This window comes from Mesorhizobium sophorae (assembly GCF_002270415.1).
Taxonomy (GTDB): Bacteria; Pseudomonadota; Alphaproteobacteria; order Rhizobiales; family Rhizobiaceae; genus Mesorhizobium; species Mesorhizobium sophorae.
The window spans coordinates 302,840-327,863 of the sequence record NZ_NNRI01000013.1 but is presented as its reverse complement, the minus strand read 5'-3'; the positions used below and the strand labels follow the sequence as shown (position 1 = coordinate 327,863).

The following is a 25,024-nucleotide window of genomic DNA, read 5'->3' as shown; positions in this document are numbered from 1 at the left end:
CGGTCGCTCATCGAATGGAGGCAGGTGCTGAACCTGGTGGAGGCTACGGAAAATACCGGGCGATCGCCCCCTTCTTGCCGTCGGCGTAAGGCTTCAGCCACTTGTCGTCGATGGAAATCCCGTCATCGTCGGAAGGTCCCTTGCCGATCGTTCTGCGCCAGGCGCGGAACTTGTAGTGGTCGAACACGTCGAGCATATGCACCGCATAGGCGGCGGCGAAGGTCTTGTCGCCCTCCACGATCACCATGTTCTCATCATTCTCGTAGGAAGCCTTGTAACCGAGATTATGGCTACCGGTGATGACGGTGGCGTTGTCCTCCATCGGGTCGATGATGACGATCTTGTCGTGCACGATCGCATGGCCAACGGTCAGTACTTCTGCCTGGAAGTCGCGGGCGATCGTGGCGCCGGTCAGGTTTGCCGCCCGCACGATGGAAACGTTTGGCATCTCCCAGACCTTCTCCGGAAAGACGAAGGGCGACTTGCCGTCCTTGTTGGACTTGTGGGTGACCGGATCCTTGGTCGGCGCGACATAGTTGGGCATCGCGGTTTCGTCGCTGATCGCGCCTTGCACGATCAGATTCGGATCGGCCTTGGCTGCCGCGACCGCCTGGTCGACGATCGAGTTTTCGCCGAGCAGCGACGGATTGAACACCAGGAACAGCACCGCGCGTTTCGCCGCCTTGATGCGGGCGAAGACATCCTCGAGGTCGACCGGCCGCACCGAGATGTCCTTCTTGTTGCGGTCGGGATCGTTGGGCGAGAACCAGACCGTCATGCCGTCCAGCGTTGCCGTGGCGCCGTTCAGCGGATTGGGCAGGTGGTTTTCCTTACGAAACGGCACGCCTTGCGTCTGCACGACGTGGCCGGCGGCGCTTTCCGAGGCTGGCGGCGGGAACACATCGGCCTTCATGCGCTGCCAATACGCGTCGAATACCTCGGCCATTGCCGGATCGTCGCGGATGAAGGCGTTGTTGGACTGTCCGCAAATGCCCGTCGACGTCCAGTTGGTGCTGCCGGTCATCACCGCTTGCGGCTTGCCCTGGCCATCGCGGTAGACGGCGAACTTGTTGTGGCCGATATGGTTGTTGTTGAACAGGCGGTCACTCACCACGACGCCCGCGTCGTGCAAGCGCTTCCTGTACGGCGCGTTGCCTGCGTCCCAGGCCTTGGTCTGGTCGTCCCTGCCCGAATTGGCAAGAATGACCTCGACGACATCCTTGGCGGCGACGATCGCGTCGCAAAGCTCGTCGTCGCCAAGCTCGTAGAGCGCCAGCCTGACGGTGCCGCCTTCGGTCTTGGCCCGTTTCAGCAGGCTGGTCAGCACGTCAGGCACATCGCCATGCAGATAGGCGCGTATCTTGCTGGTCGGATCCTGCAGCACCGCCCTGATCTTGTCGCGCTGCCCGACCTTGATGCCGGCCTCTTGCAGCGCATGCGACATCCATTGCGTCGACAGCACTCCATTGGTGAAGGCAACCCGCGCCTTGCCGAACATCTGCCCGAGAAAGATCGGTGGGCTGACCGCACCCTGGCCGAGATAACCGAGCGGACGCGCCGGCCCGGTATAGGCGGGTTTGCTATCGACGATCTGATCGGGTCGCACCGGCACCGGGTCGAGACCCGGCTTCATGTCGCCGACCGGCCGCACCCGGTAGGCTATCATTTCACCCTCCGGCCTGACGTCGATGCTGTCGCGCCGCCGCCGTACGGTGAGATCGCGCCAGAATGTCTTCTGCACCGGCCAGACGCCGGTATCCTGGGGAATCCATCGTGGATTGCGTTGGCCCTTGAAAGGCACCCAGGAGGCCAGGCAGCGTTCCTCGCCAGTGTCGGGATAGATGCGCACGATCTCGAACCCGAGGCAGCCAGGGATCATGCCGTCTATATCCCAGGAAAGGAACGCGACTTCGTTGTTTGTCGCGGCGCGCACTTTGACGACGTCAGGCATGGCTTTCCCTCCAGAGACGTTCGGCGCGCCAATATAGCAGAAGTAAAAGACGGATGTGTAACGCGTTTCACTTAGCGTCGATCCGGCTGCTCGTCCCAGGCCAGCGCATCGCCGCGATCGGGGCGATATTCTTGCCGTGCAACTGCCGTTCCGGCATGTCGCTTCCCTCGCCCTAGTGGTCGCCGCCTCCGCAACGACCGGCGGGTCGCCGGTCCATTATGCCGCCCGCTACCGCATCGTACGAGGACCATCATGACCGCCGCCCTACAACCTGCAGAACCGGCATTGGCCACCGACCGCGCCCGTCGTGGCGGCCGCGCTGGAAAGCGCGCCGGCGGTTCGGCCGCGTTCGAGCAGCCGGCTTTCCGCCAGCTGAAGAACCCGCTCGCACCGACCAGGCTGGTTTCGGACGACGAGCTGGAATCGATCCATCTCGCTTCCTTGCGCGTGCTGAGGGAAATCGGCGTCGACGTTCTGCATGACGAAGCCCGCCGCATCATGAAGGCACATGGCGCCGACGTGCGCGACGGCAGCGAGCGGGTGCGCTTCGACAGCGACATGATCCTCGAGCTGGTGTCGAACTGCCCTTCGGAGTTCACCATCCACTCGCGCAACCCGGCGCACAATGTGCGCTTCGGCGGCAACAATCTGATCATCTCGATGATGGCATCGGCGCCCAACTGCTCCGACATTGACCGCGGCCGCCGGCCCGGCAACCAGCAGGATTACCGCAACTTCCTCAAGCTCGCTCAGATGCACAACATCCTGAACTGCACCGGCGGCTATCCGGTCGAGCCAACCGACATCCATCCGTCGGTCCGGCATCTGGAGTGCGTCCGCGACCTCGCCACGCTGACCGACAAGGTGTTTCACATCTATTCGCTCGGCAAGGAGCGCAATGTCGACGGCATCGAGATCGCCAGGATCGCGCGCGGCATCAGCCACGAGCAGTTGCTCGAGGAGCCGTCGGTCTTCACCATCATCAACACCAATTCGCCGCTCAAGCTCGATGTGCCGATGATGGAAGGCATCATCCAGATGTCGAGCAAGGGCCAGGTCGTCGTCGTCACGCCGTTCACCCTGTCGGGGGCCATGGCGCCGGTCACGATCGCCGGCGCCCTGGTGCAGCAGAACGCCGAGGCGCTGTCCGGCATCGCCTTTGCCCAGATGGTGCGCAAGGGCGCACCAGTCGGCTATGGCGGCTTCACCTCCAATGTCGACATGAAGTCCGGTTCACCGGCCTTCGGTACGCCCGAATACATGAAGGCACAGCTGGTCGGCGGCCAGCTTGCCCGCCGCTACAACATACCCTACCGCACCTCCAACACCTGCGCCGCCAACACGGTCGATGCGCAGGCGGCTTACGAGAGCGTGTTCTCGCTGTGGGGCGCCATCCAGGGCGGCGGCAATTTGATGATGCATGCGGCCGGCTGGCTCGAGGGCGGCCTGCGCTGCTCCTATGAGAAGACCATATTGGACATCGACCTGCTGCAGATGGTGGCGGAGTTCCTGACCCCGCTCGACCTGTCCGAAGAAGCGCTCGGCTTCGATGCCATCCAGTCGGTCGGTCCCGGCGGCCATTTCTTCGGCACCCAGCACACGCAGGACCGCTACAAGACCGCTTTCTACTCGCCGATCCTCTCCGACTGGCGCAATTTCGAGACCTGGGCGGAAGCCGGCTCGCCGACGGCGCTGGAAAAGGCCAACAAGGTGTGGAAGGAGCGCCTGGCCTCCTACGAAGAGCCCTTTATGGACCCGGCCATTCGCGAGGAACTCAACGCCTTCGTCGAAAAGCGCCGGTCCGAGGGCGGTGCACCGACCGACTTTTGAATGGCACGCGGCGACCGCTGACCTCGGCGTCGAGGCGTTCCACCGCCGACCCAAAAACCTGATTCAGTTTACGCAAAAACGGACCTATCTTGATGAAATCTCATGTAAAAGCGGTTGTCATCGGCGGCGGCGTCGTCGGCTGCTCGGTTCTCTACCATCTGGCCAAGGCCGGCTGGACCGACATCATGCTGATCGAGCGCTCGGAGCTTACCTCCGGCTCGTCCTGGCACGCGGCCGGCGGCTTCCACACGCTGAACGGCGACCCCAACGTTGCCAAGCTGCAGGCCTATACGGTGCAACTCTATAAGGAGATCGAGGAGATTTCCGGCCAGTCCTGCTCGCTGCACCTGACCGGCGGCGTGATGATGGCGGATACGCCGGAGCGCATGGACTTCTTGCGGCTCGCCCATGCCAAGGGCCGCTATCTCGGCATGGACACCGAGTTGATCACGCCGTCCGAAGCCAAGGCGATGTTCCCACTGATGGACGAGACCAATTTCGTCGGCGCCATGTGGGATCCGGTCGAGGGCCATCTTGATCCGTCCGGCACGACGATCGCTTATTCCAAGGCGGCCAAGAAGCTCGGTGCCGAGATCGTGCTGCGCAACCGCGTCGTCGAACTGACGCAAGAGGTCGACGGCACCTGGAACGTCGTCACTGAACAGGGCACGGTTCACGCCGAGCACGTCGTCAACTGCGGCGGCCTGTGGGCACGTGAGATCGGCCGCATGGTCGGCGTCGAATTGCCGGTGCTGGCCATGGAGCACATGTACCTGCTCACCGAGCCAATGCCGGAGGTCGAGGAATTCAACAAGTCGACCGGCCGCGAGATGATCGGCGTGCTTGACTTCAAGGGCGAGATCTACACCCGCCAGGAGCGCAACGGTATTCTGCTCGGCACCTATGAAAAGGCATGCAAGCCGTGGTCGCCCGTCAACACGCCGTGGGATTTCGGCCATGAATTGCTCGCCCCCGACCTCGACCGCATTGCGCCGTCGCTGGAGATCGGCTTCAAGCATTTCCCCGGCATCGAGAAGGCCGGCATCAAGCAGATCATCAACGGCCCGTTCACCTTCGCGCTCGACGGCAACCCGCTGGTCGGCCCGGTGCAGGGCCTGACCAATTTCTGGTGCGCCTGCGCCGTCATGGCCGGCTTCAGCCAGGGTGGCGGCGTCGGTCTGGCGCTGTCGAACTGGATGGTCCATGGCGATCCCGGCTTCGACGTCTGGGGCATGGACGTCGCCCGCTTCGGCGAATGGGCCGGCCTGCGCTACACCAACGCCAAGGTGCGCGAAAATTATTCGCGCCGCTTCTCCATCCGCTTCCCCAATGAGGAACTGCCGGCCGCACGCCCGGCGCAGACGACGCCGCTCTACGATACGATGCTCGCAAACAACGCCGTTATGGGCGACTCCTGGGGTCTCGAAACCCCGCTCTGGTTCGCCCCGAAGGGCAAGGAGCCGAAGGACATCGTCTCCTTCCATCGCTCCAATGATTTTGGGCCGATCGGCGAGGAAGTGCGCGCGACCCGCGAGCGCGTCGGCGTGACCGAGATCGCCAACTTCGCCAAATACGAAGTGTCCGGACCAGGGGCGGAGGAATTCCTCAACCGGCTGATGACCAACCGTATGCCGAAGACCGGCCGCATCGTGCTGACGCCGATGATCAACGAATTCGGCAAGCTGATCGGCGACTTCACCATCGCCAAGGCCGGCGAAGAACGCTTCATGATCTGGGGCTCGTCGGCGGCGCAAAAATATCACATGCGCTGGTTCGAGAAGCACCTGCCGAAGGATGGTTCTGTGCGCATCCACCGCTTCGACCAGACGCTGGTCGGTTTGTCGATCGCAGGGCCTAAGTCCCGCGACCTCTTGCAGAAGCTCGTCGATGTCGACATCTCGACAAAAGCTTTCCGCTTCATGGATTTCCGCGAGATGGCGGTCGGCGGTGCGCCCTGTTTGGTCAATCGCATCACCTACACCGGTGATCTCGGCTACGAGATCTGGATGGCGCCGGCCTACCAGCGCCTTGTCTATAAGGCGATCAAGGATGCCGGCGAGGAATTCGGCCTCGTCGATTTCGGCATGCGCGCTTTGCTGTCGATGCGCCTGGAAAAGAACTTCCCGACCTGGTTCCGCGAGTTGCGGCCGATCTACGGACCCTTCGAAGGCGCGATGGACCGCTTCATCAAGCTCGAGAAGAACGATTTCATCGGCCGCGAGGCTGCCGCCAAGGAACAGGCCGAGGGGCCAAAACTGCGCCGTGTCTCCTTCATCGTCGATGCCGCCGACGCCGATGTGATGGGCGACGAGCCGATCTGGGCCAAGGTCTCCAAGGACTACGGCACGGTGGAAAAGGCGCATGGCTACGGCGCGCCGCGCTTCGACGATGGCGGTGAGGAAATACGCGGGTCCAAGGCAGCTGAAGGCGCTTCGGCCGTGCGCGGCATCGTCGACGGCGACTGGCGCGTGGTCGGCTGGGTGACATCAGGCGGCTATGCTCACTATGTGCAGAAGTCGATGGCGCAGGGTTACGTCCCGGCAGCACTTGCCGAGGACGAAAGTGCCGGGCTGTTCGAGATCGAGATCCTCGGACATCGACGCCCGGCCCGCATCAACGTCGAAGCGCCTTTCGATCCGAGTGGCGAGAAGATGCGGACCTGAGGTTCGGTCATGGACAGCGCGGGGCCGAAGGGCAGCTTTGGCCGTCATCGCAAGATCATGCCGTTCGAGCCGGGCTCGATCGAGGCGCTGCGCGACGCTTCCCGCCAGAAGGCGGCGTCGCTCAACCAGCATGTGCTGGGCTATGGCGCCCAGGCGGAAGCTGAATGGGCAGCGGCAGGTACTGCCGCTCCCGATCTGCCGGCGATGCGCCAATACCGACTGGACCGCATCCGCGCCGAGTTGAAGCGCCGCGACTATGCCGGCGCCCTGCTCTACGACCCGGTCAACATCCGCTACGCCACCGATTCCACCAACATGCAGCTGTGGGTGGCGCACAATCCGACACGGCATTGTTTCGTCGCCACCGACGGGCCGGTGGTGCTGTTCGATTATTTTTCCTGCGAGCACCTGTCCGACCATTCCGGCGTCGTCGACGAGGTGCGGCCGGCTGTCTCATGGATGTATCTCTATGGCGGCGAACTGACCGAGCAAAAAGTCCGCCGCTGGGCCGCCGGCATTGCCGATCTGGTCAGGGAACATGGCGGCGGCAACAGCCGCATCGCGGTCGATCACATCAACCCGGAAGGCGTCGAGGAACTCGCGCGTCTGGGTGTGACGATCGGCAATGGCGAAGCGGTGATGGAAAATGCGCGGCTGATCAAATCATCGGACGAGATTCTCGCCATGCGCCGCGCCATCGTCGCTTGCGAGGCGGCGATGGGCGAGATGGAGCAGGCTCTGCAGCCTGGCATTAACGAGAACGAGCTGTGGGCCGAATTGCATCGCGGCAACATTGCGCGTGGTGGCGAATGGATCGAGACGCGGCTGCTGACGTCAGGCCCGCGCACCAACCCGTGGTTCCAGGAATGCTCGTCGCACAAGATCGAAGCTGGCGACCTCGTCGCCTTCGACACTGACCTGATCGGCCCCTACGGCTTCTGCGCCGACCTGTCGCGCACCTGGCTGTGCGGTGATGCAAAGCCGACCAACGAACAGCGCGACCTGTTCCGCATCGCCGCAGATCAAATCACCTACAATACCAAATTGATGCAGCCGGGCACCTCGTTCCGCGACCTTGTCGAACGATCGGCGGTGCCGCCCGGAGACTGTTTTCCGACGCGCTACGGCGTGCTCTATCACGGCGTCGGCTTGGCCGACGAATACCCGACCCTGCCGCATGCCAGCGACTGGACCGCGGACACCCCGGACGGCGTGCTCGAGCCAGGCATGGTGCTGTGCGTGGAAAGCTATATCGGCCGGTTGGGCGGACGCGAGGGCGTCAAGATCGAGGAGCAGATCCTCATCACCGAAACCGGCAACGAAAAACTTTCAACCTACCCGTTGGATGCGAGGCTGCTCGGTTAGTCCGGCAAGTGCCTCGCGCATCGCCCTGACCGTCTTTTCCGGTGTCGTTGCGGCGGTGATGAACGGCAGGCCCTTGCGCCGCCCCGTCCAGCCGACAACCTTCACCGCTTGCGCCGCCGGCTCGAAACGCTGCGCCAGCGCCCAGCTTCCGCAGTCGATGGCCGCGACATCCGCCTTGCCTTCGGCCACAGCGACGATCGAGTCGCGGTGGCCGCCGCTTTCGCTGCGCGTCGAGAATATCTCCAGGTCTTCGCCGGCCGCTTGCAGGTCGCGCGTCAGCGCAATGATGCCTGACATGGAATCAAGGCTGTTGAAGGTGAAGCGCTTGCCACGGATCAGATCGCGCGGGATGAGTGCGCGGCCATCCGCAGGCGATCGAACCTCCGGCCCCTCGCCCGTCCGCATCACGATCGCGCTCGAATAGAGCTCACCCTGCCCGCCCTCACAGGCGTCGTAGCTCGGCTGGCCGACCACCTGAACGTGTTTGGACAGGCCGAGTTCCATCGGTCCCCAGCAGGTCTGCGCAAACAGTAGCGCTGGATGCAGCCAAAGCTTGTGAAAATCAAGCTCGTCCGGCGGCAATGTCGCAGGGTCTGGCGCGATCAGTTTTCCCTGGGCATCATGAATGCCACCCGGCACCGGCGGCAGGTCGCCATTGCGGCGCACGATCGTTTGCGGCGCGTCGATACCCCTCCGCCGGAAGGCGTCGCGCAAGCGCGCCCATTGGGCGTCGACCTCGTCGCGCGCTTCGGGCCAGTCATACATCGGCAACGCCGCAACCAATTCGCTCATGCCGGAATCTGACCGTTGTATCTGGGATTGAAGGGGACCGACCGCAGCCAGTCTAGCAGGCATTACCCACTGGCCGCAAAACTCATTCCTTGGGCGGCTCGGCGGGAACCGGCGCGGAGCCGAGCCCATTTATGTTGCGCGCCCTGATGCGAGGTTTGAACGCCCTGCCCGGCTCCGGCGCGCGCCGCAGCACCGGGTGCACGATTGGCTCCTTCGCCTTGAAGGCATAGGCTTTGATCAGCGCGAAATAGTTCGGATAGGCGTAGCCATTGTTCATCCGCAGCCATTCGTCGCGACGGTCGCGAAACAGTTTCGGCAGCCGGTACCAGGCCACGGTCGGGCTCTTGTGGTGGACGAAATGCAAATTGTTGTTGAGGAACAGGAACGACAGCGGCGAGCGCTCGACGATCACCGTGCGGCCCTCCGGGTGTTCGGACCATTGATGCTCGGCGAAGGTGCGGATCGAGATCATCGATTGGCCGAGCCAGACCGGTACCAGGACGTAGAGCCACAGGGGGATGCCGAAGCCGAACTGGACGATGGGCATCACGATGGCGAGGCCGATCGCATGCAGCAGCCACGCCTTGCGGATCGTCTTGTCGCCGGCGATCATTTGCCTGGCGTCGTCGATGAAGAAGCCAACGCAGGACAGCCAGGGGCCGAGCACGAAGCGGCCAGCCATGGTGTTGTTGATCTTGAGCAGGAATTTCATCGTCGGCGGCAAGTCATCATGCTGCCAGAGCGCCTGGTAGTAGCTCTCGGGATCGTCCAGCGGATCGGTCAGCCGCTCGTCGGCATGATGGCGCAGATGAATCGTCTTGAAGCGGCGGAACGGCCAGACGAGACCGATCGGCAGGAAGACGAAGGCCTCATTGATCCGCGCATTGCGCGTTGGATGACCGTGCAGCACTTCGTGCATGATCGACGACTGCAATGCGGCGGTGAAGGCCAGGACGGCGAGCGCGGAGATCGGGTAGGATGGCCAGAGCAAGAAGCCGGTCGCGAACCATGTTGCGTAGCAGAAGAATGCGAGAACCACGGTCGGCCATTCGATGGCCGGTACGCTACGCTGTCTGATGCTCATGCTAGTCATGCTATCGACCACTGTCCCTCAGTCGCCGGAACCCCAACTGGTTCCTGACATCATTGTGTCAGGAGAAGCGATTCCACTCAACGAGACAAAGTGTACAAAATGTTGCGATTGCGCATTTTTGACAGCACATGTTACACATTGTAAACAATATTGGGGATTCATTTACGCCTGAGGCGTCCATTCCGGCAGCTTTGGCGCAAATTTTTCCTCCTGATTCGCGGAGCCAAGTGATGGACAAACGAGATCTGTCAGCAATCTTTCGGGAGCGTCTGAAGCTGCTCCTGACAAGGTCCGATCTCAACCAGTCATCTTTCGCGACCGCGGTCGGCATCGATCGGTCGGCCCTGTCGCAACTGCTGTCCGGCGCCTCGACACGCCTGCCCCGGGCGGAAACCCTGCTCAATATCGCTGCCGAGTTCAAAGTGTCGCTGGACTGGCTGCTTGGCCTCAGCCAGGACGAGGGTGTCACCGGCGAGATCCGCGAAAGCCTGGAGATCGAGGAAGCGCGCGACGGCTTCGACCGCACGCTGCTGGCAAAGTGGTTCGCCGAGGCTGCCGGTACCAAGATCCGCTATGTGCCGGCCGGCATCCCCGATCTTCTGCGAACACACGCCCTCGTCGACTACGAAGCCAACATCACCAACAGGAGCCGTCTGACGCAAGCCAACGAAACCCAATACCGCATCGATTACAACCGGCGGCCGGAAACCGACATGGAAGTCTGCATGCCGCGCCATACGCTGGAGATCTTTGCCCGCGGCCTAGGCGTGTGGGACCGTTTTCCGGAGGCCGACCGCCGACAACAACTCGCCCATATGGCAACGCTGCTTGACGATCTCTACCCAACCTTCCGCTTGTTTCTGTATGACGGCCGCATGCGCTATTCCATTCCCCTCACCATCTTCGGCCCCTATCGGGCGGCTATCTATGTCGGCGACATGTATGTGGTGCTGAACGCCACCCAGCCGGTCCAGGCCTTGACCCAGCATTTCGACAATCTGATCCGTGCCGCCGACGTCAACCCGCACGAAGCCGCCGCCTTCGCGCGCAATCTGGCTGACATGTCCTTCGCATCAAGCTCTGCCTGATCGACGGCAATCGTGGGCCATTCAACCCAACGCCCGGCCGTCGACATCGCCAGTCAATCGCCGCAATATCATTGACTACACATAAAGACTTCTTTATATCCTTATCCGAAGTTCGAAACATGAAAGCCAATCCGATGACGACGACCAACCCGATCGATGCGCTGCTGGCTGAAAAGGGCGTGCTGTTGGCCGATGGCGCCACCGGCACCAACCTGTTCGCCATGGGGCTGGAGGCTGGCGAAGCACCGGAACTGCTGAACGAGACGGCGCCCGACACCATCACCAGCCTGCACCAGAATTTCGTCGATGCGGGCGCCGACATCATTCTCACCAATTCCTTCGGCGGCACCCGTCACCGGCTGAAGCTGCATCATGCGCAGGACCGCGTGCACGCGCTGAACAAGCGCGCCGCCGAGATTGCGCGTGCCGTCGCCGACAAGGCCGGCCGCAAGGTGATCGTCGCCGGCTCGGTCGGCCCGACCGGTGAATTGCTGGTGCCGCTTGGCGCCATGACCTATGACGAGGCCGTCGACGCCTTTGCCGAACAGATCGAGGGTCTCAAGGCCGGTGGCGCCGAAGTCGCCTGGATCGAGACCATGTCGGCTCCCGACGAGATCCGCGCCGCTGCCCAAGCCGCCATCCGCGTCGGCCTGCCCTATACCTATACCGGGTCCTTCGACACCGCCGGCCGCACCATGATGGGCCTGCTGCCGAAGGACATCCACGGCGTCGTCGACGGCTTGTCGCAAGCGCCGCTCGGCGTCGGTGCCAATTGCGGCGTTGGCGCCTCCGACATCCTGGCATCGCTGCTCGACATGACCGAGGCGAAGCCGGAGGCGACTGTGATCGTCAAGGGCAATTGCGGCATTCCCGAATTCCGCGGCACCGAGATTCATTATTCCGGCACGCCGGAACTGATGGCCGACTATGTCAGGCTTGCCGTCGATGCCGGTGCGAAAATCGTCGGCGGCTGCTGCGGCACCTCGTTTCAGCACCTTGCCGCCATGCGCAAGGCACTCGACGCGCACACCAAGGCGGATCGTCCGACCGTTGGCGCGATTGTCGAGCGCATCGGTCCGATGCGCAACAAGGTGGCGACGGAAAACACCGTCGAAACCAGCGAAGCCCGCCGCGAGCGTCGCCGCAGCCGGGCCTGACCTTATCGTTTCCGATTATTCGCTGTTGTCGGCGTAGCTCGATTGCGCCGACTTGAAATCGGTACCGGCGCCGGCGGCCGTATCGCCGCGCATCGTCATCAGTGCGCCCGATGCAGTGGGGTCGGAGATCTGCTCCAGCATGACGCGAAAACGATCATTGTTCAGCGCCGATATGGCGGTGTTACGCGCTTGAGCGACATCATCGCTGATGCGCCTGGATTCCGCCGATGGCGTGGACGCTGCCGATCCAAGTGCCGGCATATCTCGGGTTATCGAGTTCGCAACAGTCCTGATCAGCAATTCCGGCCCCCTCAAGCCCAAACATTAGCCTCTGCGTAACAAGAGGAAATTGCGATCATCTACCGGAAATCCAACGCAATTTAACAATCCACAAAAAAAGGCCGGCAAGGAATGAATCCCTCGCCGGCCTGCCTCACCCGCCCGTGGGTCGGTTTCCAGTATCAGAACGATCCCATCTGAAAGAAACCGGCCGTCATCACCACTACCGATTTCCGCCCAGCGCCGAGGCAAGGCGCACAAGCGAGAGGAACTCGGACCTGTACCCAAACGGGTCGGATCCTCGAGCGGCAGTGGCAATCTCCATGATCTTGTCGTAACCGAACTTCGCGGTTGCATCCTCGTCGCGCAGCTTCTGGCCGAAGGCCGCGACGGCCACGGAGAAGCGCTGGTCGGTGCCGGCCTCGTCGAACGACGCCACCTCGTTGGCCGAAGTCACCGGCGTGGTGATCAGCTTCGAGACGTCCTCGTTGGGCAGCTTGTAGCGGATCTTGACGAAGGCATATTCGCCGGCATTGGCGACGCCCCCATTGTCCACCGATGCCTGGCCATAGCGCAGCGGATCGATCTGCTCGCCACCGCTGCCCTTCGGCGTGATCTCGTAGATCGCGGTGACCGAATGACCCGAACCGATATCGCCGGCATCGACGCGGTCATTGTTGAAATCCTCGCGGTTGAGCGCCCGGGTCTCGTAGCCGATCAGCCGGTATTCCGAGACCTTGTCCGGGTTGAACTCGACCTGGATCTTCACGTCCTTGGCGATGGTGAACAGCGTCGAGGAGGCGTCCTCGACCAGCACCTTCTCGGCCTCGGCGAGCGTGTCGATATAGGCGGCCGTACCGTTGCCGTTCTGGGCGATGGTCTGCATCATCTGGTCGTTCAGATTGCCGCGGCCAAAGCCGAACACCGACAGGAAGACACCGGTCTTGCGCTCGCTCTCGATCAACCGCTTCAGGTCGTCGTCATCAGTCTGGCCAACGTTGAAGTCGCCATCGGTGGCGAGCATCACCCGGTTGACGCCGTCCTTGACGAAGGATTGCTGGGCAAGCCTGTAGGCTTCCTTGATGCCTGCCTCGCCGGCCGTCGAGCCGCCGGGCTGCAGATTGTCGATGGCATTGAGGATCTTGTCCTTCTCGGCAACTTTTGTCGGCATCAGCACGGTGCCGGCCTCACCGGCATAGGTCACGATCGAGATCGTGTCGTCTGCCTTCAATTTGCCGACCAGAAGCCGGAAAGCCGACTTGAGCAGCGGCAGCTTGTCCGGCTCGTCCATCGAGCCCGAGACGTCGATCAGGAAGACCAGATTGGCTTTCGGCTGCTCGGTCGGCTTGACGTCAAAACCCTTGATGGCGACATGCATCAGCTTGGTGTGCGTGTTCCACGGTGTCGGCATGACGCTGACCGTCGAGTTGAACGGCGTCGTGGCGGAGTCCGGGCCCTTCCAGTCATAAGGGAAGTAGTTGATCATCTCCTCGACGCGCACCGTATCGGCCTGCGGCACGAACCCTTCCTTCAGCGAACGCCGCACGAAGGAATAGGAAGCCGTGTCGACATCGATCGAGAAGGTCGAGACCGGATCCTCAAGCGCGGCATGCACCGGATTGGTCTTGAAATCCTCGATGCGGTCGCGGTTTTCCTCTTGCGGCTGAACCTGGTCGGCCGGAGCCATGGCTGGCTGCTGCGCCATCAGCTTGGACTCGGCCGGCGCGAGACTCCGCGACTTGCTGGGGGCGCTTACAGTGCCGTCCAGCGCAAATTCACCTGTCGGGGCCGGTGCCGGGGGTGCACTATTCATTGCCACACTTCCGGCGCCAGTAGCATCCTGTCGGGGAGCGCCCGTCGCCGCCTCCTTCTGTGCGCCGCCGATAGCGACGGTCGATTCGGATTTCGGCGGTGAGGCCGGCGCGACAAGCGCATCTGTGGCGTCGCGGCTTTCCACGTCCGCGTCGGCCTTCTTGTCTTTCTCCAGTTCGGTCCGGGCCGGCTTGAGCTCGTTGGTCGTCTGCTTCACCGTCGCAGGCTTGTCGGCCAGCGTTTCGGTGATCTTCTCGTCGCCGCCGAATTTCGGCGGCTGTTCCCTCAGCATGTGGAAGGTGGCGTATCCGGCGATCGGCAGGGCGACGAGCCCGGCAAGAGCCGGCGCGGCAATGAGTTTCTTTTGCATGATCTCGCTCCAGAGCTTTTGTGCTCGCTCTGTGAGACGAAGCCCGCCAACCGATCCTTGGGTCACGGTCGAAATATTTTCCTGGTCATAGGCGCGCATGGCGGCTTCGAAGGCGCGAGCCTTCGCGCTCTCGCCCGGCGCCGGTGCGGCGATGTCGCGCAGTCTGTTGAGTTCGTTGTCGTCGACCATGGTCACACTTCCCCGGCCGAGCGCATCAGCGTCTTCAGCCGTTTCTTCGCTTCATGGATGTGCCAGGAAACCGTCGCCTCCGAGATCGCCATCGCCTCAGCGGCGGCCGCATGGCTCAAGCCCTCGCCGTAAACCAGCAGCACGGCGTCGCGCTGCTTGTCCGGCAGTTGCCGCACCGCCGCCCACAATGCCTCGGCCGGGTCTTCCGGCTCTGCCGAAGCTTCGCCCGAGATCAGCGCGTGAACGCCGTAGGCCTCCGTCTTTGCCATATCGCGAGCGGACTTGCGCATCATGTCGCGCGCGGCGTTCAGGGTCACGGAGTAGAGCCATGTCGTGAAGGCGCCGCCGCCGCGATAGTCGCGGATAGCCCGGCCGAGCCGGACGCAGACTTCCTGGGCGATGTCTTCGGCATCGGCCTTCTTGCCGCACCAGCGATAGGCGGCGCGATAGACGAAGTCATAGTGCCTTTCCAGCAATTTGCTGAAGGCCCCCCTGTCTCCGCCCTTCGCCCGCCCGATCAGTTCGGCGTCGGAGGCTTCGCTCTCATCCAGCATCATCGCCATCATTTGCCTGTTGGACGAAGGCTAATGGCGATTCCTTGGGGCAATGGAAAGATTTTTTTGGAAACGGGCAGATCGTGGCCGTCGCTGCCCCGCTTGACAGATACATATCCCTGCGGTTATACGTCAATCAATAGCCGCCGAGTTATCGATCCCAATGACGAATGCTCACGATGTCCTGTTCAGAACGCTCTCCGATCCGACGCGTCGGGCCATCTTCGAGCGCCTGTGCCGGGAAGGCGAGCAGACGGTCGGCGCACTGACGGCTCAGTCGGGGGTCTCGCAACCGGCCGTGTCAAAGCACCTCGGCGTGCTGAGGCACGCCGGCCTGGTGCGCGACCGCCATGAGGGACGGCAGACCCATTACAGCGCCCAACTCGGCGCACTTGCACCGCTGACTGACTGGACGAACCAGATGAAGGCTTTCTGGCAGAGCCGGTTCGACGACCTCGAAAATCTGCTCAATAGAATGGACCAATGACCAACATTGCGACCGAAACGCGCTCCGTCATTGTCGAACGAGAGATACCTCATCCGCCGGAAAAGATCTGGCGCGCGCTCACCCAACCGCATTTGATCGAGGAGTGGCTGATGAAGAATGATTTCAAGCCAGTCGCGGGTCACCGTTTCAATCTGCGAAAGGACCCGCAGCCTGACGTGAGCATCGTCGTTGACTGTCAGGTAACCGCAATCGAGCCGAACAAGACACTGTCCTACACCTGGCAGGCCTATGGCCTCGAGAGTGTCGTCACATGGACTCTCATGCCAACCAGCACGGGCACTCGATTGCGCATGGAGCAGTCCGGCTTCCGGCCTGATCAGGAGCAGGCATACCGGGGTGCGACGAGCGGGTGGCGGCAGTACTTTGCAAACCTGGCTGAGGTCCTGGCGCGAATGGATTGAAACCCGCGGAGCGGATCACTGGGTTCCGCTTCGGCTCGTTTTTAACGGGAGGTCTCATTGGACTGGAACAAGTGGGTTCGGCAAATTCATCGCTGGCTGTCGATCATCTTTACGCTGACCGTCATCGCCAACTTCGTTGCCATGGCATTGGGGCAGCCGCCTGCCTGGATCGTCTACTCGCCGCTCTTGCCGCTCTTCTTGTTGCTGTTCAGTGGCTTGTACATGTTCGTGCTGCCGTATGCCACCAAGGGAAACGGCAGGGAACGCGCGGGCGCATAGGAATGGGCAGAATGGCCAAGACGCAGGGGCAATCGACCAAGGTCGCGTCCAAGGCTGCACCAGTCCTGCTGTCGGGCGGCAACCCGCAAATCGCGAAGGGGGACGGCGACGCGCCGGTGCAGGCCTATATCGCTGCAATGCCGGGCTGGAAACGCGGCCTCGGCGAGCGCCTCGACGCACTCATCGTGCGCAACGTGCCTGATGTACGCAAGGCCGTAAGATGGAACTCACCGTTCTACGGCATCGAGGGCCAAGGCTGGTGTACCGTGTCCTGACCCACTACGTGAAGGTGACCTTCTTCAGTGGCATGTCGTTGCGGCCGGTCCCACCCGGCGGCACGGCGAAAAGCAAGGACGCACGCTGGATCGACATCCGCGAAGGCGACCAGTTCGACGAGGCGCAGATGGCGGACTGGGTGAAGCAGGCCGCCGCCAGCCCCGGCTGGATCCCTTAGCCGCGCGGATTGATTGAAGCCTGCCAGCACAATTCAAACCACGCCCTTCCGACAGGGCGGACAGAGGAGAAATAGCGATGAAGATCAAGCTGACCAGCGTCTATGTGGACGACCAGGAAAACGCCCTGCGCTTCTATACTGAAGTGCTCGGCCTCACCAAGAAGGCCGACTTCAGCAATGGACCCTATCGCTGGCTGACCGTGGCTTCGGCCGAAGAGCCCGATGGAACCGAGCTGCAACTCGCGCTCAACGACAACCCGGCCGCCAAGGCCTATCAGCAAGCCATCTTCAAGCAGGGCCAGCCCGCCGTCATGTTCTTCACCGACAACGTGAAGGGTGACTACGAGCGCATCAAGGCGAGCGGTGGCGAGTTCACCATGCCGCCGACTGAGGTGACCGGCTCGACCATCGCCCAGCTGAACGACACCTGCGGCAACCTCGTCCAGATCACCCAGCTGGCGCGTTGGTAATGCGCGGTAAATAGAACGCATTGTGGCAGAGGAAGGCACCCGATGACTCCATCGCAACAGATCGACCAGTTGATCGCGGGCCTCGCGGACTGGCGTGGCAAGACACTCGCCGGCGTCCGCAGGACCATTCTTGAAGTCGATGGCGAGATCATCGAGGAGTGGAAGTGGATGGGAAGCCCGGTGTGGTCCCGCGACGGAATGATCGCCGTCGGCAACGCCCACAAGGACAAGGTGAAACTGACCTTTTCCCAAGCGCCAGCCTCCCGGATCCCGGCAAGCTCTTCAACGCGGGTTTGGACGGCAAAGTGTGGCGTGCGATCGATCTTTTCGAGGACGATGAGCTCGACGAGAGCGCGCTGAAAGACCTCGTCCGGGCCGCCATCGATTACAACCAGGCCAAAAAGAAGAAGAAAGCGCTGGCGAAGGCACGGAAGTAGCATCGTCGCCACTTTTGGTGCTTTAGGCCGCTTGCCCCGCAACCCAGCCGGACGACCACGCCCACTGGAAATTATAACCGCCCAGCCAGCCCGTGACATCGACGACTTCGCCAATGAAAAACAGGCCCGGCACGGATTTCGCCTGCATCGTCTTCTGGTCGAGTCCGTTTGTGTCGACCCCGCCCAACGTCACTTCGGCGGTACGATAGCCCTCCGAACCGGCCGGCTTGATGTGCCAGTCATTGACCGCCGCGACGATGATTTTGATCTGGACGTCCGAAAGATCGGCGAGGTTGCCGTCGATCCCGGTGCGCTCGGCGATCGACTGTGCAAGCCGTTTCGGCAGATGATTTGCCAGCACCGTCTGCACCGCTTGCCGTCCGTTGCCGCGCTTGGCGGTGCGAATGATGTCTGCCACGTCGGCTCCCGGCAGCATGGCGATACGGATTTCATCGCCCTCGCGCCAATAGGACGATATCTGCAGGATGGACGGTCCGCTGACGCCGCGATGCGTGAACAGCATCGCTTCGGAAAACCGTGTCTTGCCACAGGCGACTTCAGCTTCGACGGCATTGCCGGCCAGGGGCGCCAGCCGCTCGAGCGTTTTTGCGTCAAAGGTCAGCGGCACCAGCGCCGGCCGCGTTTCGACAATGGCAAGACCAAACCGTTCGGCAAGCTCGTAGCCGAAGCCGGTCGCCCCCATCTTGGGGATCGACTTGCCGCCGCACGCCACGACCAGGGACTGGCATGCGACCGCACCCGTGGAGAGGGTGAGCACAAATCCTTCCACGGTTTTGCGGACATCACCGACGTTGGCAGACAGTGCCAGTTCCACGCCCCTGCTCCGCATTTCCGCGACCAGCATGTCGATGATCAAGCGTGCGGAGCCGTCGCAGAACAACTGCCCCAGCGTCTTTTCGTGATAGGCGATGCGGTGGCGTTCGACGAGCGCGATGAAATCGCGCTGCGTATAACGGCTAAGCGCCGAGATGCAGAAATGCGGATTGCCCGAGAGAAAGTTCCTCGGGCTGGCATGGATGTTGGTGAAATTGCACCGGCCTCCGCCGGAGATGCGGATCTTTTCGCCAGGCATCGCCGCGTGATCGAGGATCAGCACCGAACGGCCGCGCTTGGCCGTCTCCACGGCGCACATCATTCCGGCGGCACCCGCGCCGATGATCACGACATCATAGGATTGCATCAGGCCAAATCGTTCCCGCTGGCGGCGCCGTTGTAGCAGGCCGCGCCATCGTGCAGTCTCTACCCGTTCGGTGCGACCGCAGGCAACGTCCCGATCAGTTTTAGATCAGCGTCTCGGCAAAAAGCGTCGTCAACCGCTTCCAGTGGCGCTCGGCACCCGCGACATTGAAAACGCTGTGATCCGGGACGCACCAGCCATGCGCCATGCCGACATAGTTCTCGATCACATGGTCGACTTCCGCAACTCGCAGCGCCTCGGCAAGCCGCGCCGACTGCTCAGGCGGGAAACTTCTGTCGACACCGGACGTGCCGACATAGACGCGCGCCTTGATCGAGGCTGCCTTGCGATGCGGGCTGTCGGCGGCATCGCTGGCCAGATTGCCGCCGTGGAAACTGGCCGCCGCCTTTATCTGCTCGGGATAGGTTGCAGCGGCGTTCAATGCCCGTGCGCCGCCCATGCAATAGCCCACCGTCCCGATCGGTCCGGTAACACCCTCGGCAGCCAGCGCATCGAGGAATGCACCACTGTCGCTGATGGTCATCGCCTGCGTGGTGCCGGTGACCAGCGCCATCAGCACTGTCTTGGTCTTTTCCTCGGCAAAGGCGGTCTTGGCGTCGAACGGACCGTAGGGCGCATTGCGGTAGAACAGGTCTGGCACCAGCACCGCATAGCCTTCGCCCCCCAACCGTTCCGCCATGCCATCGAGCGCAGCGCGCGGCCCGAACGCATCCATATACAGGATGATGCCGGCCTTGGCCGGGGACGCGTTCGCGGCGCGGAAAAGTCCTGCCCTGGCAACGCCATCCCTGGTCTTGATCTGAAGGTCTTGTTTCGTCATCGCCTGCTCCGTTCATTAGATGCGCGATACATATCCGCGTGAGCCGCCAGAACAAGGCGTTCCCAGAACCCGGCAGTCAACATTTCGTGCAGGATGGCGTGGCGACTACAGACCGGCGAATGCCGCCATATGAAAGGCCTGGACCTCCGGTGGATAGCGATAGGCCATGCCATAGGGACAGGCATTGCGATCGAGGCAGCCGCCACTACGGCACGGTCCGCCTTTCGCCCCCTGCACATGCGCCAGACAGGATTGGTAGGCGAAACCTTGCGCGGAATAGGCGTCGACCGGACAGGATTTCAGGCAGGGCTTCTCGGCACACGCGTCGCAAAGGTGGAGCGGCGTCTCAGCGGCTTGAAGCGGCAGTTCTTGCTCGAACAGCAACGCACCACGGTAGGCGTGCCACAGCCCATAGTGCGGATGCATGAGGATGCCGAGCGGTGACGGCTTCAGCCCCTCCGCCCGCATCGCCCATTGCTGAAATGGTAGATAGGGCTTGTCGGACGGTGAAATGGCCCTCGCCCCGAATACCTCCGCCACCGCCCCGATCACTTCACGCGACCAGGTGTCGAGCGGATTGGCGATGGTCGGCGATTGCTTTTCCCGCCAGCGCAGGAAATGCGGCCAGGACGCAGCACCCGCCTGCCCCACCAGCAGGACGGACTTGGCGGAAGCGCCTGACTGGACCGGTGGCGGTGCATCGCCCGGCACAAAATTGAAGCCGCCACGCAGAACAAGGCCGTTGGCGAGAAGCGCCGAAGCGATACGGTCAACGCTGCCGGCAGGCGCAATCATTCCTTCTTGACCGGATCGGAGAATGCGCTCCGCCAGACTTCCTTGTGAATGATGTTGGCGACTTTAGCCCCGCCTGACTCGGGCTCCTTTCAAGTGAAGGCGTCGGGCATCGACCCTTTCTTCTTGGCGATGAAGTCCTTCAAGGCTTCGTCGGTGCTCGGATCGAGGTGTGGTGCCTCATAGCTTTCCAGCCAACGGCGGGCGAGCTCGTTGGCGCGCTGCGGCGCGGTCTTCTCGCCCTCCGCCAGCCACTGTTCGTAGGAATTGTTGTCGGCGATGTTGGAGCGATAGAAGGCGGTCTGGAAATTGGCCTGGGTGTGGTCACAGCCGAGATAATGGCTGCCCGGTCCGACCTGGCGGATGGCATCCATCGCCTGACCGTTTTCCGACAGATCGACGCCCTCGGAGAACTTCTGCGTCATGCCGAGCTGGTCGATGTCCATCATGAATTTTTCGTAGCAGGAGGCGAGGCCGCCCTCGAGCCAGCCGGCCGAATGCAGCACGAAGTTGGTGCCGGCCAGGATGGTCGAGTTCAGCGTGTTGGCGCTTTCATAGGCCGCCTGAGCGTCTGGCACCTTGGATGCGCAGAGCGAGCCGCCGGTGCGGAACGGCAGGCCGAGGCGACGTGCGAGCTGTGCAGCGCCATAGGACACCAACGACGGCTCCGGCGTGCCGAAGGTCGGCGCACCCGATTGCATGGAGATCGACGAGGCGAAAGTTCCGAACAGCACCGGCGCGCCCGGCCGGATCAGCTGGGTGAACGACGCGCCGGCCAGCACCTCGGCCAAAACCTGCGTCAGCGTGCCGGCAACGGTCACCGGGCTCATCGCGCCGGCGAGGATGAACGGCGTGACGATGCAGGCCTGGTTGTGGCGCGAATAGACTTTCAGCGCGCCGAGCATGGTCTCGTCGAACACCATCGGCGAATTGGCGTTGATCAGGCTGGTCAGCACCGTGTTGTTTTCGACGAAGTCGTCGCCGAACACGATCTTGGCCATGGCGACGGTGTCTTCGGCGCGTTCCGGCGCGGTCACCGAGCCCATGAACGGCTTGTCGGAATATTTGATGTGGCTGTAGATCATGTCGAGATGGCGCTTGTTGACCGGCACGTCGACCGGCTCGCACACGGTGCCGCCCGAATGGTGGATCGACGGCGCCATGTAGGCGAGCTTCACGAAATTCTGGAAATCCTCGATCGTCGCATAACGCCTGACGCCGTCGAGATCGCGCACGAAGGGTGGTCCATAGACCGGCGCAAAGACGGTGGCGTTGCCGCCGATCTGCACCGAGCGCTCGGAATTGCGGGCGTGCTGGGTGTAGACGGACGGCGCGGTCTTCAGCAGCGAGCGGCAGAGCCCTTTGGGAAAGTGCACACGCTCGCCCTTGACGTCGGCGCCGGCTTCTTTCCACAGCTGCAACGCTTCTGCGTCGTCGCGGAAGATGATGCCGATCTCCTCGAGCACCGTGTCGGTGTTCTTCTCGATCAGCGCCAGGCCTTCCTCGTCCAGCACCTCATAGACGTTGATCTTGCGCTTGATATAGGTGAGCTGGGTGCCGGGGCCACCGCCCGACCGTGCTGCACGCCGGGCAGCCGCTCCGCCACTGGCGCCCCGCCCGCGTCGCGCGTTTGACGCTTCCTGATCGACTGCCGCGTGTTCGCTCATGATCGCTCTTCCCTGAATTTGTTCTTGTCCGGAATCCATTGCGGCAGCGTATCGCCGCTTCTTGCCGGATCGTAGCCATGCACCCTATTCGAAACGGCCCGCCAGCGCCAACGCCTGTCGCAAAATCGACAAGAATTCCAAGAGAGTTACGGTCGCTTTCCTTTTGCGGGAAGTCGCAAATCAGCTATGGATACATGCCCTCAGCGGGTTAGGTATGAACGCGAATATTGTGTGCCTTGCGACGCAGTCGCGATGCCGGCAGGAGCTCGATACAAATGTCCGACGACGAGATCATCCTTTCCGAACTTTCCGACGACGAGTTGGTGCAGCAGATGCACGACGATCTCTATGACGGGCTGAAGGAAGAGATCGAGGAAGGCACCAACATCCTGCTCGAGCGCGGCTGGGCGCCCTACAAGGTGCTGACCGAGGCGCTGGTCGAAGGCATGCGCATCGTCGGCGAGGATTTTCGCGACGGCATCCTGTTCGTTCCCGAAGTGCTGTTGTCGGCCAATGCGATGAAGGCCGGCATGTTCATCCTGCGTCCGCTGCTTGCCGCCACCGGTGCGCCGAAGCAGGGTAAGATGGTCATCGGCACCGTCAAGGGCGACATCCACGACATCGGCAAGAACCTCGTCGGCATGATGATGGAAGGTGCCGGCTTCGACGTCATCGACCTCGGCATCAACAATGCGGTCGAGAAATATCTCGATGCGATCGAGCAGCACCAGCCCGACATCATCGGCATGTCGGCACTGCTGACCACGACCATGCCCTATATGAAGGTCGTCATCGACACGATGAAGGAAAAGGGCATCCGCGACGATTATGTCGTGCTGGTCGGCGGTGCGCCGCTGAACGAGGAATTCGGCAAGGCCGTCGGCGCCGACGCCTATTGCCGCGACGCCGCGGTGGCGGTCGAGACCGCCAAGGACTTCATGAAGCGCAAGCACAACGTCCGCGCTTCGGCGTGATTGGCCAATCCGGCATGGACAATGGAAAAAGGCCGCGCCTTGCAGCGCGGCTTTTTTGTTCCCAAGTGGTGGGTGAGGCTGTGTGCGGATCAGGGCTTGGTGACGGTGTCCTCGACCGCCCTGGCCGTCGATTTGACATCTTTGCCGACGCCGCGGACGGTGTTCGCACATGCCGTAAGGGCCAGGGCGCAGGCAAGGATGGCTATCGGCGCGATGCGTAACAGTTTCATGGACGGTGTCTCCCTCAATAGATAAATTAGCCCCGCAGCAACGAAGGCCGGCTCGACTGGTTCCATGGCCAAGATACAAAAAACGAAACCGAATCAAGACGACAGGCTGCTCGTCATCGCCTGTGGGATGATTGCGCGCGAAGTTCTGGCCGTCAAGGAACAGCTCGGACTGGATCACCTCGATCTGACCTGCCTGCCGGCGGAATTTCATTTCTATCCGGATCGCATCGCGCCGGCCATGGACAAGGCCATCGAGAAGGCCAAGGCGGACGGCTACGAACACATCTTCGTCGGCTATGCCGATTGTGGCACCGGTGGCCTGCTCGACCGGATCTGCGAGAAGCACGGCGTCGAGCGCATGGCCGGCCCGCATTGCTTTGCCTTCTATCAAGGCATGGAGGCCTATGCGAAAGTCGCCGACGACGACATGATGTCCTTCTACATGACCGATTTCCTGTGTCGTCAGTTCGACGCCTTCTTCATGAAGCCGCTCGGCCTCGACAAGCACCCGGAGCTGATCAAGGACTATTTCGGCAACTACGAGAAGCTGATCTACCTCGCCCAGACCGACGATCCGGAGTTGGACAAGGTCGCGGAAAAAGCCGCAAAATTGCTCGGCCTCGCCTACGAGCGCCGGGCGACCGGCTATGGCGACCTGACGGCCGGAATGGCGCAGGCCGCGGCACACGCTGGCTAGGCGGCGCCCACTTCCGTCCGCAACTCCGCAAGCACATCGGCAAAGCTCGTCCGGCAGATGAAACCCAGCCGGTCGCTTGCCCGCGAGGCGTCATAGACGCGATCGATGGAGGCAAACATCGTCCAGCCTTTTCGCGCGTAGAGCGCCGGAAAGTCCGGAAAATAGCGCGCGACGACCGACGGGGCATCGGCGATCAGTGCCGCGCAATCATCGGGCCGGAACGGCGTCGGCGCCGAGACGATGAAAATGTCGAAACCGAGCCGCGGCGCCTTTTCGAGGGCAAGGATGTGGGCAGCGGCCGCGTCATCCACCGTCAACCGGCGAAACAGCAGTTCATTGGCCTTGGTGTTGGCATCCGACTGTTCGATCGCATGCGCCATGTCGTCGGCTTCGGGAAAGAAGCGGGCAGTGCGCAACACCACCACCGGCAGGCCGTGCTGGATATGATAGAGGCGGTAAAGATGTTCGGCCGAAAGCTTGGTGACGCCGTAGATGTTGCGCGGCTCGGGCGACATCGCCTCGGTCAGCCAGGCGGCCTTGCGCGCACCACCCTCGAACCCGTCGCGTATCGCCTGCGAAATCATCAGCGAGGTCGTCGACGTGAAGACGAAACGCTCCACGCCGGACATCACCGCCGCGTCGAGCAGGTTCAACGTGCCTTGCACGTTGGTCGCAACAAAATCAGTGTTGGCGCGGTTCTCGATATTGGGCTTGTGCAGCGCACCGCTGTGGATGATCGCCTCGAACTGGTTGTCGCGGACAGTGCGTAGTACCAGGTTACGATCGGCGATCGAGCCGACAATCCGGGTCTCCCTCGATGGAACGGGATCGAGGCCGATGACATCGTGGCCGAGGGCCCGCAGGCGCGGCGCCAGTGCGCTGCCCAGCCAACCCGACGATCCCGTGAGCAAGATTCGCATTCGTCACACCATG

At 62.3% G+C, this 25,024-nt stretch carries 23 protein-coding genes and 2 pseudogenes; 13 read left to right on the top strand and 12 right to left on the bottom strand.

Annotation, left to right across the window (positions count from 1 at the left end; all coding sequences use genetic code 11):
- Positions 1-43: 43 nt before the first annotated feature.
- Positions 44-1,951: a phospholipase D-like domain-containing protein gene (locus CGZ66_RS20825; RefSeq protein WP_095087408.1), complete on the bottom strand. Its 1,908-nt coding sequence runs from the start codon at positions 1,949-1,951 to the stop codon at positions 44-46.
- Between the two features lie 252 nt (positions 1,952-2,203).
- Here CGZ66_RS20825 and CGZ66_RS20820 point away from each other — a divergent pair, with 252 nt between their 5' ends.
- The 3 genes from CGZ66_RS20820 to CGZ66_RS20810 all read left to right on the top strand — a co-directional run bounded on the left by CGZ66_RS20820 (position 2,204) and on the right by CGZ66_RS20810 (position 7,809).
- A complete protein-coding gene (locus tag CGZ66_RS20820) occupies positions 2,204-3,781 on the top strand; it encodes a trimethylamine methyltransferase family protein (RefSeq protein ID WP_095087399.1) in 1,578 nt (525 codons plus the stop codon).
- Positions 3,782-3,873: 92 nt separating this feature from the next.
- Positions 3,874-6,444, top strand: a complete 2,571-nt coding sequence (locus tag CGZ66_RS20815; RefSeq protein WP_095087397.1) for a GcvT family protein — start codon at positions 3,874-3,876, stop codon at positions 6,442-6,444.
- 9 nt (positions 6,445-6,453) lie between these two features.
- Positions 6,454-7,809 carry a M24 family metallopeptidase gene (locus CGZ66_RS20810; protein WP_095087396.1) on the top strand — a complete coding sequence of 452 codons (1,356 nt, stop codon included), beginning with the start codon at positions 6,454-6,456 and terminating at the stop codon, positions 7,807-7,809.
- On the opposite strand, the gene CGZ66_RS20805 is transcribed toward CGZ66_RS20810, so the two are convergent.
- Positions 7,774-8,601 carry a phosphate/phosphite/phosphonate ABC transporter substrate-binding protein gene (locus CGZ66_RS20805; RefSeq protein WP_095087395.1) on the bottom strand — a complete coding sequence of 276 codons (828 nt, stop codon included), beginning with the start codon at positions 8,599-8,601 and terminating at the stop codon, positions 7,774-7,776. The genes CGZ66_RS20810 and CGZ66_RS20805 overlap by 36 nt on opposite strands.
- A gap of 82 nt (positions 8,602-8,683) precedes the next feature.
- Entirely contained in the window at positions 8,684-9,694 is a 1,011-nt protein-coding gene (locus tag CGZ66_RS20800) for a fatty acid desaturase (protein WP_167392189.1), read from the bottom strand.
- 230 nt (positions 9,695-9,924) lie between these two features.
- Between CGZ66_RS20800 and CGZ66_RS20795 the strand changes: the two genes are divergently transcribed.
- Together CGZ66_RS20795 and bmt are read left to right on the top strand one after the other, a co-directional pair.
- A complete protein-coding gene (locus CGZ66_RS20795) occupies positions 9,925-10,782 on the top strand; it encodes a helix-turn-helix domain-containing protein (protein ID WP_095087394.1) in 858 nt (285 codons plus the stop codon).
- Between the two features lie 134 nt (positions 10,783-10,916).
- Complete coding sequence (bmt, locus tag CGZ66_RS20790; protein ID WP_167392215.1) at positions 10,917-11,939, top strand: betaine--homocysteine S-methyltransferase; 1,023 nt, start codon at positions 10,917-10,919, stop codon at positions 11,937-11,939.
- A gap of 15 nt (positions 11,940-11,954) precedes the next feature.
- Here bmt and CGZ66_RS39935 read toward each other — a convergent pair whose 3' ends face one another.
- The 3 genes from CGZ66_RS39935 to CGZ66_RS20775 all read right to left on the bottom strand — a co-directional run bounded on the left by CGZ66_RS39935 (position 11,955) and on the right by CGZ66_RS20775 (position 15,152).
- Positions 11,955-12,200, bottom strand: coding sequence for a hypothetical protein (locus tag CGZ66_RS39935; RefSeq protein WP_095087391.1), 246 nt, complete (start codon positions 12,198-12,200; stop codon positions 11,955-11,957).
- Between the two features lie 241 nt (positions 12,201-12,441).
- The gene (locus tag CGZ66_RS20780) at positions 12,442-14,589 is read right to left on the bottom strand and encodes a VWA domain-containing protein (protein WP_095087390.1); all 2,148 of its coding nucleotides are present in this window, start codon (positions 14,587-14,589) and stop codon (positions 12,442-12,444) included.
- 2 nt (positions 14,590-14,591) lie between these two features.
- Positions 14,592-15,152 (bottom strand): RNA polymerase sigma factor, encoded by a 561-nt coding sequence (locus tag CGZ66_RS20775; protein WP_095087997.1) that lies wholly within the window; start codon positions 15,150-15,152, stop codon positions 14,592-14,594.
- 154 nt (positions 15,153-15,306) lie between these two features.
- Between CGZ66_RS20775 and CGZ66_RS20770 the strand changes: the two genes are divergently transcribed.
- From CGZ66_RS20770 to CGZ66_RS20745, 6 genes and pseudogenes are all read left to right on the top strand, one after another.
- The gene (locus CGZ66_RS20770; protein ID WP_095087389.1) at positions 15,307-15,630 is read left to right on the top strand and encodes an ArsR/SmtB family transcription factor; all 324 of its coding nucleotides are present in this window, start codon (positions 15,307-15,309) and stop codon (positions 15,628-15,630) included.
- On the top strand, positions 15,627-16,052 hold the full coding sequence (locus CGZ66_RS20765; RefSeq protein WP_095087388.1) for an SRPBCC family protein: 426 nt from the start codon (positions 15,627-15,629) through the stop codon (positions 16,050-16,052). The genes CGZ66_RS20770 and CGZ66_RS20765 overlap by 4 nt, the downstream gene beginning before the upstream one ends.
- 57 nt (positions 16,053-16,109) lie before the next feature.
- On the top strand, positions 16,110-16,331 hold the full coding sequence (locus CGZ66_RS20760) for a hypothetical protein (RefSeq protein WP_095087387.1): 222 nt from the start codon (positions 16,110-16,112) through the stop codon (positions 16,329-16,331).
- Positions 16,332-16,342: 11 nt separating this feature from the next.
- Positions 16,343-16,785: pseudogene (locus CGZ66_RS20755) on the top strand (DUF1801 domain-containing protein).
- 77 nt (positions 16,786-16,862) lie between these two features.
- On the top strand, positions 16,863-17,255 hold the full coding sequence (locus tag CGZ66_RS20750; protein WP_095087385.1) for a VOC family protein: 393 nt from the start codon (positions 16,863-16,865) through the stop codon (positions 17,253-17,255).
- 42 nt (positions 17,256-17,297) lie between these two features.
- Positions 17,298-17,692: pseudogene (locus CGZ66_RS20745) on the top strand (DUF1801 domain-containing protein).
- A gap of 22 nt (positions 17,693-17,714) precedes the next feature.
- Here the strand turns inward: CGZ66_RS20745 and CGZ66_RS20740 are convergent.
- The 4 genes from CGZ66_RS20740 to CGZ66_RS20725 form a co-directional block, all read right to left on the bottom strand.
- Positions 17,715-18,893 (bottom strand): BaiN/RdsA family NAD(P)/FAD-dependent oxidoreductase, encoded by a 1,179-nt coding sequence (locus CGZ66_RS20740; protein ID WP_095087384.1) that lies wholly within the window; start codon positions 18,891-18,893, stop codon positions 17,715-17,717.
- A gap of 100 nt (positions 18,894-18,993) precedes the next feature.
- Complete coding sequence (locus tag CGZ66_RS20735; RefSeq protein ID WP_095087383.1) at positions 18,994-19,731, bottom strand: dienelactone hydrolase family protein; 738 nt, start codon at positions 19,729-19,731, stop codon at positions 18,994-18,996.
- A 105-nt stretch (positions 19,732-19,836) separates the two neighbouring features.
- Positions 19,837-20,526, bottom strand: coding sequence for a 4Fe-4S dicluster domain-containing protein (locus CGZ66_RS20730; RefSeq protein ID WP_095087382.1), 690 nt, complete (start codon positions 20,524-20,526; stop codon positions 19,837-19,839).
- A gap of 89 nt (positions 20,527-20,615) precedes the next feature.
- A complete protein-coding gene (locus CGZ66_RS20725) occupies positions 20,616-22,190 on the bottom strand; it encodes a trimethylamine methyltransferase family protein (protein ID WP_095087381.1) in 1,575 nt (524 codons plus the stop codon).
- Between the two features lie 275 nt (positions 22,191-22,465).
- Here CGZ66_RS20725 and CGZ66_RS20720 point away from each other — a divergent pair, with 275 nt between their 5' ends.
- Entirely contained in the window at positions 22,466-23,164 is a 699-nt protein-coding gene (locus CGZ66_RS20720) for a corrinoid protein (RefSeq protein WP_013531175.1), read from the top strand.
- A gap of 89 nt (positions 23,165-23,253) precedes the next feature.
- Here the strand turns inward: CGZ66_RS20720 and CGZ66_RS20715 are convergent, their stop codons facing one another.
- Positions 23,254-23,394, bottom strand: a complete 141-nt coding sequence (locus tag CGZ66_RS20715) for an entericidin A/B family lipoprotein (RefSeq protein ID WP_095087994.1) — start codon at positions 23,392-23,394, stop codon at positions 23,254-23,256.
- Between the two features lie 64 nt (positions 23,395-23,458).
- On the opposite strand from CGZ66_RS20715, the gene CGZ66_RS20710 reads away from it, so the two are divergent.
- A complete protein-coding gene (locus CGZ66_RS20710) occupies positions 23,459-24,091 on the top strand; it encodes a DUF1638 domain-containing protein (RefSeq protein ID WP_095087380.1) in 633 nt (210 codons plus the stop codon).
- On the opposite strand, the gene CGZ66_RS20705 is transcribed toward CGZ66_RS20710, so the two are convergent.
- Entirely contained in the window at positions 24,088-25,011 is a 924-nt protein-coding gene (locus CGZ66_RS20705) for an NAD-dependent epimerase/dehydratase family protein (protein ID WP_095087378.1), read from the bottom strand. The two genes, CGZ66_RS20710 and CGZ66_RS20705, sit on opposite strands and share 4 nt — an antisense overlap.
- Between the last annotated feature and the right edge of the window lie 13 nt (positions 25,012-25,024).

Coding starts and splice junctions, on each gene's coding strand:
- CGZ66_RS20825 (WP_095087408.1), bottom strand. CDS start 1,951: ATGCCTGACGTCGTCAAAGTGCGCGCCGCGACAAACAACGAAGTCGCG.
- CGZ66_RS20740 (WP_095087384.1), bottom strand. CDS start 18,893: ATGCAATCCTATGATGTCGTGATCATCGGCGCGGGTGCCGCCGGAATG.
- CGZ66_RS20795 (WP_095087394.1), top strand. CDS start 9,925: ATGGACAAACGAGATCTGTCAGCAATCTTTCGGGAGCGTCTGAAGCTG.
- CGZ66_RS20810 (WP_095087396.1), top strand. CDS start 6,454: ATGGACAGCGCGGGGCCGAAGGGCAGCTTTGGCCGTCATCGCAAGATC.
- CGZ66_RS20735 (WP_095087383.1), bottom strand. CDS start 19,731: ATGACGAAACAAGACCTTCAGATCAAGACCAGGGATGGCGTTGCCAGG.
- CGZ66_RS20780 (WP_095087390.1), bottom strand. CDS start 14,589: ATGGTCGACGACAACGAACTCAACAGACTGCGCGACATCGCCGCACCG.
- CGZ66_RS20710 (WP_095087380.1), top strand. CDS start 23,459: ATGGCCAAGATACAAAAAACGAAACCGAATCAAGACGACAGGCTGCTC.
- CGZ66_RS20720 (WP_013531175.1), top strand. CDS start 22,466: ATGTCCGACGACGAGATCATCCTTTCCGAACTTTCCGACGACGAGTTG.
- CGZ66_RS20820 (WP_095087399.1), top strand. CDS start 2,204: ATGACCGCCGCCCTACAACCTGCAGAACCGGCATTGGCCACCGACCGC.
- bmt (WP_167392215.1), top strand. CDS start 10,917: ATGACGACGACCAACCCGATCGATGCGCTGCTGGCTGAAAAGGGCGTG.
- CGZ66_RS20815 (WP_095087397.1), top strand. CDS start 3,874: ATGAAATCTCATGTAAAAGCGGTTGTCATCGGCGGCGGCGTCGTCGGC.
- CGZ66_RS20730 (WP_095087382.1), bottom strand. CDS start 20,526: ATGATTGCGCCTGCCGGCAGCGTTGACCGTATCGCTTCGGCGCTTCTC.
- CGZ66_RS20750 (WP_095087385.1), top strand. CDS start 16,863: ATGAAGATCAAGCTGACCAGCGTCTATGTGGACGACCAGGAAAACGCC.
- CGZ66_RS20800 (WP_167392189.1), bottom strand. CDS start 9,694: ATGACTAGCATGAGCATCAGACAGCGTAGCGTACCGGCCATCGAATGG.
- CGZ66_RS20715 (WP_095087994.1), bottom strand. CDS start 23,394: ATGAAACTGTTACGCATCGCGCCGATAGCCATCCTTGCCTGCGCCCTG.
- CGZ66_RS20805 (WP_095087395.1), bottom strand. CDS start 8,601: ATGAGCGAATTGGTTGCGGCGTTGCCGATGTATGACTGGCCCGAAGCG.
- CGZ66_RS20725 (WP_095087381.1), bottom strand. CDS start 22,190: ATGAGCGAACACGCGGCAGTCGATCAGGAAGCGTCAAACGCGCGACGC.
- CGZ66_RS20770 (WP_095087389.1), top strand. CDS start 15,307: ATGACGAATGCTCACGATGTCCTGTTCAGAACGCTCTCCGATCCGACG.
- CGZ66_RS20775 (WP_095087997.1), bottom strand. CDS start 15,152: ATGGCGATGATGCTGGATGAGAGCGAAGCCTCCGACGCCGAACTGATC.
- CGZ66_RS20765 (WP_095087388.1), top strand. CDS start 15,627: ATGACCAACATTGCGACCGAAACGCGCTCCGTCATTGTCGAACGAGAG.
- CGZ66_RS20705 (WP_095087378.1), bottom strand. CDS start 25,011: ATGCGAATCTTGCTCACGGGATCGTCGGGTTGGCTGGGCAGCGCACTG.
- CGZ66_RS39935 (WP_095087391.1), bottom strand. CDS start 12,200: ATGCCGGCACTTGGATCGGCAGCGTCCACGCCATCGGCGGAATCCAGG.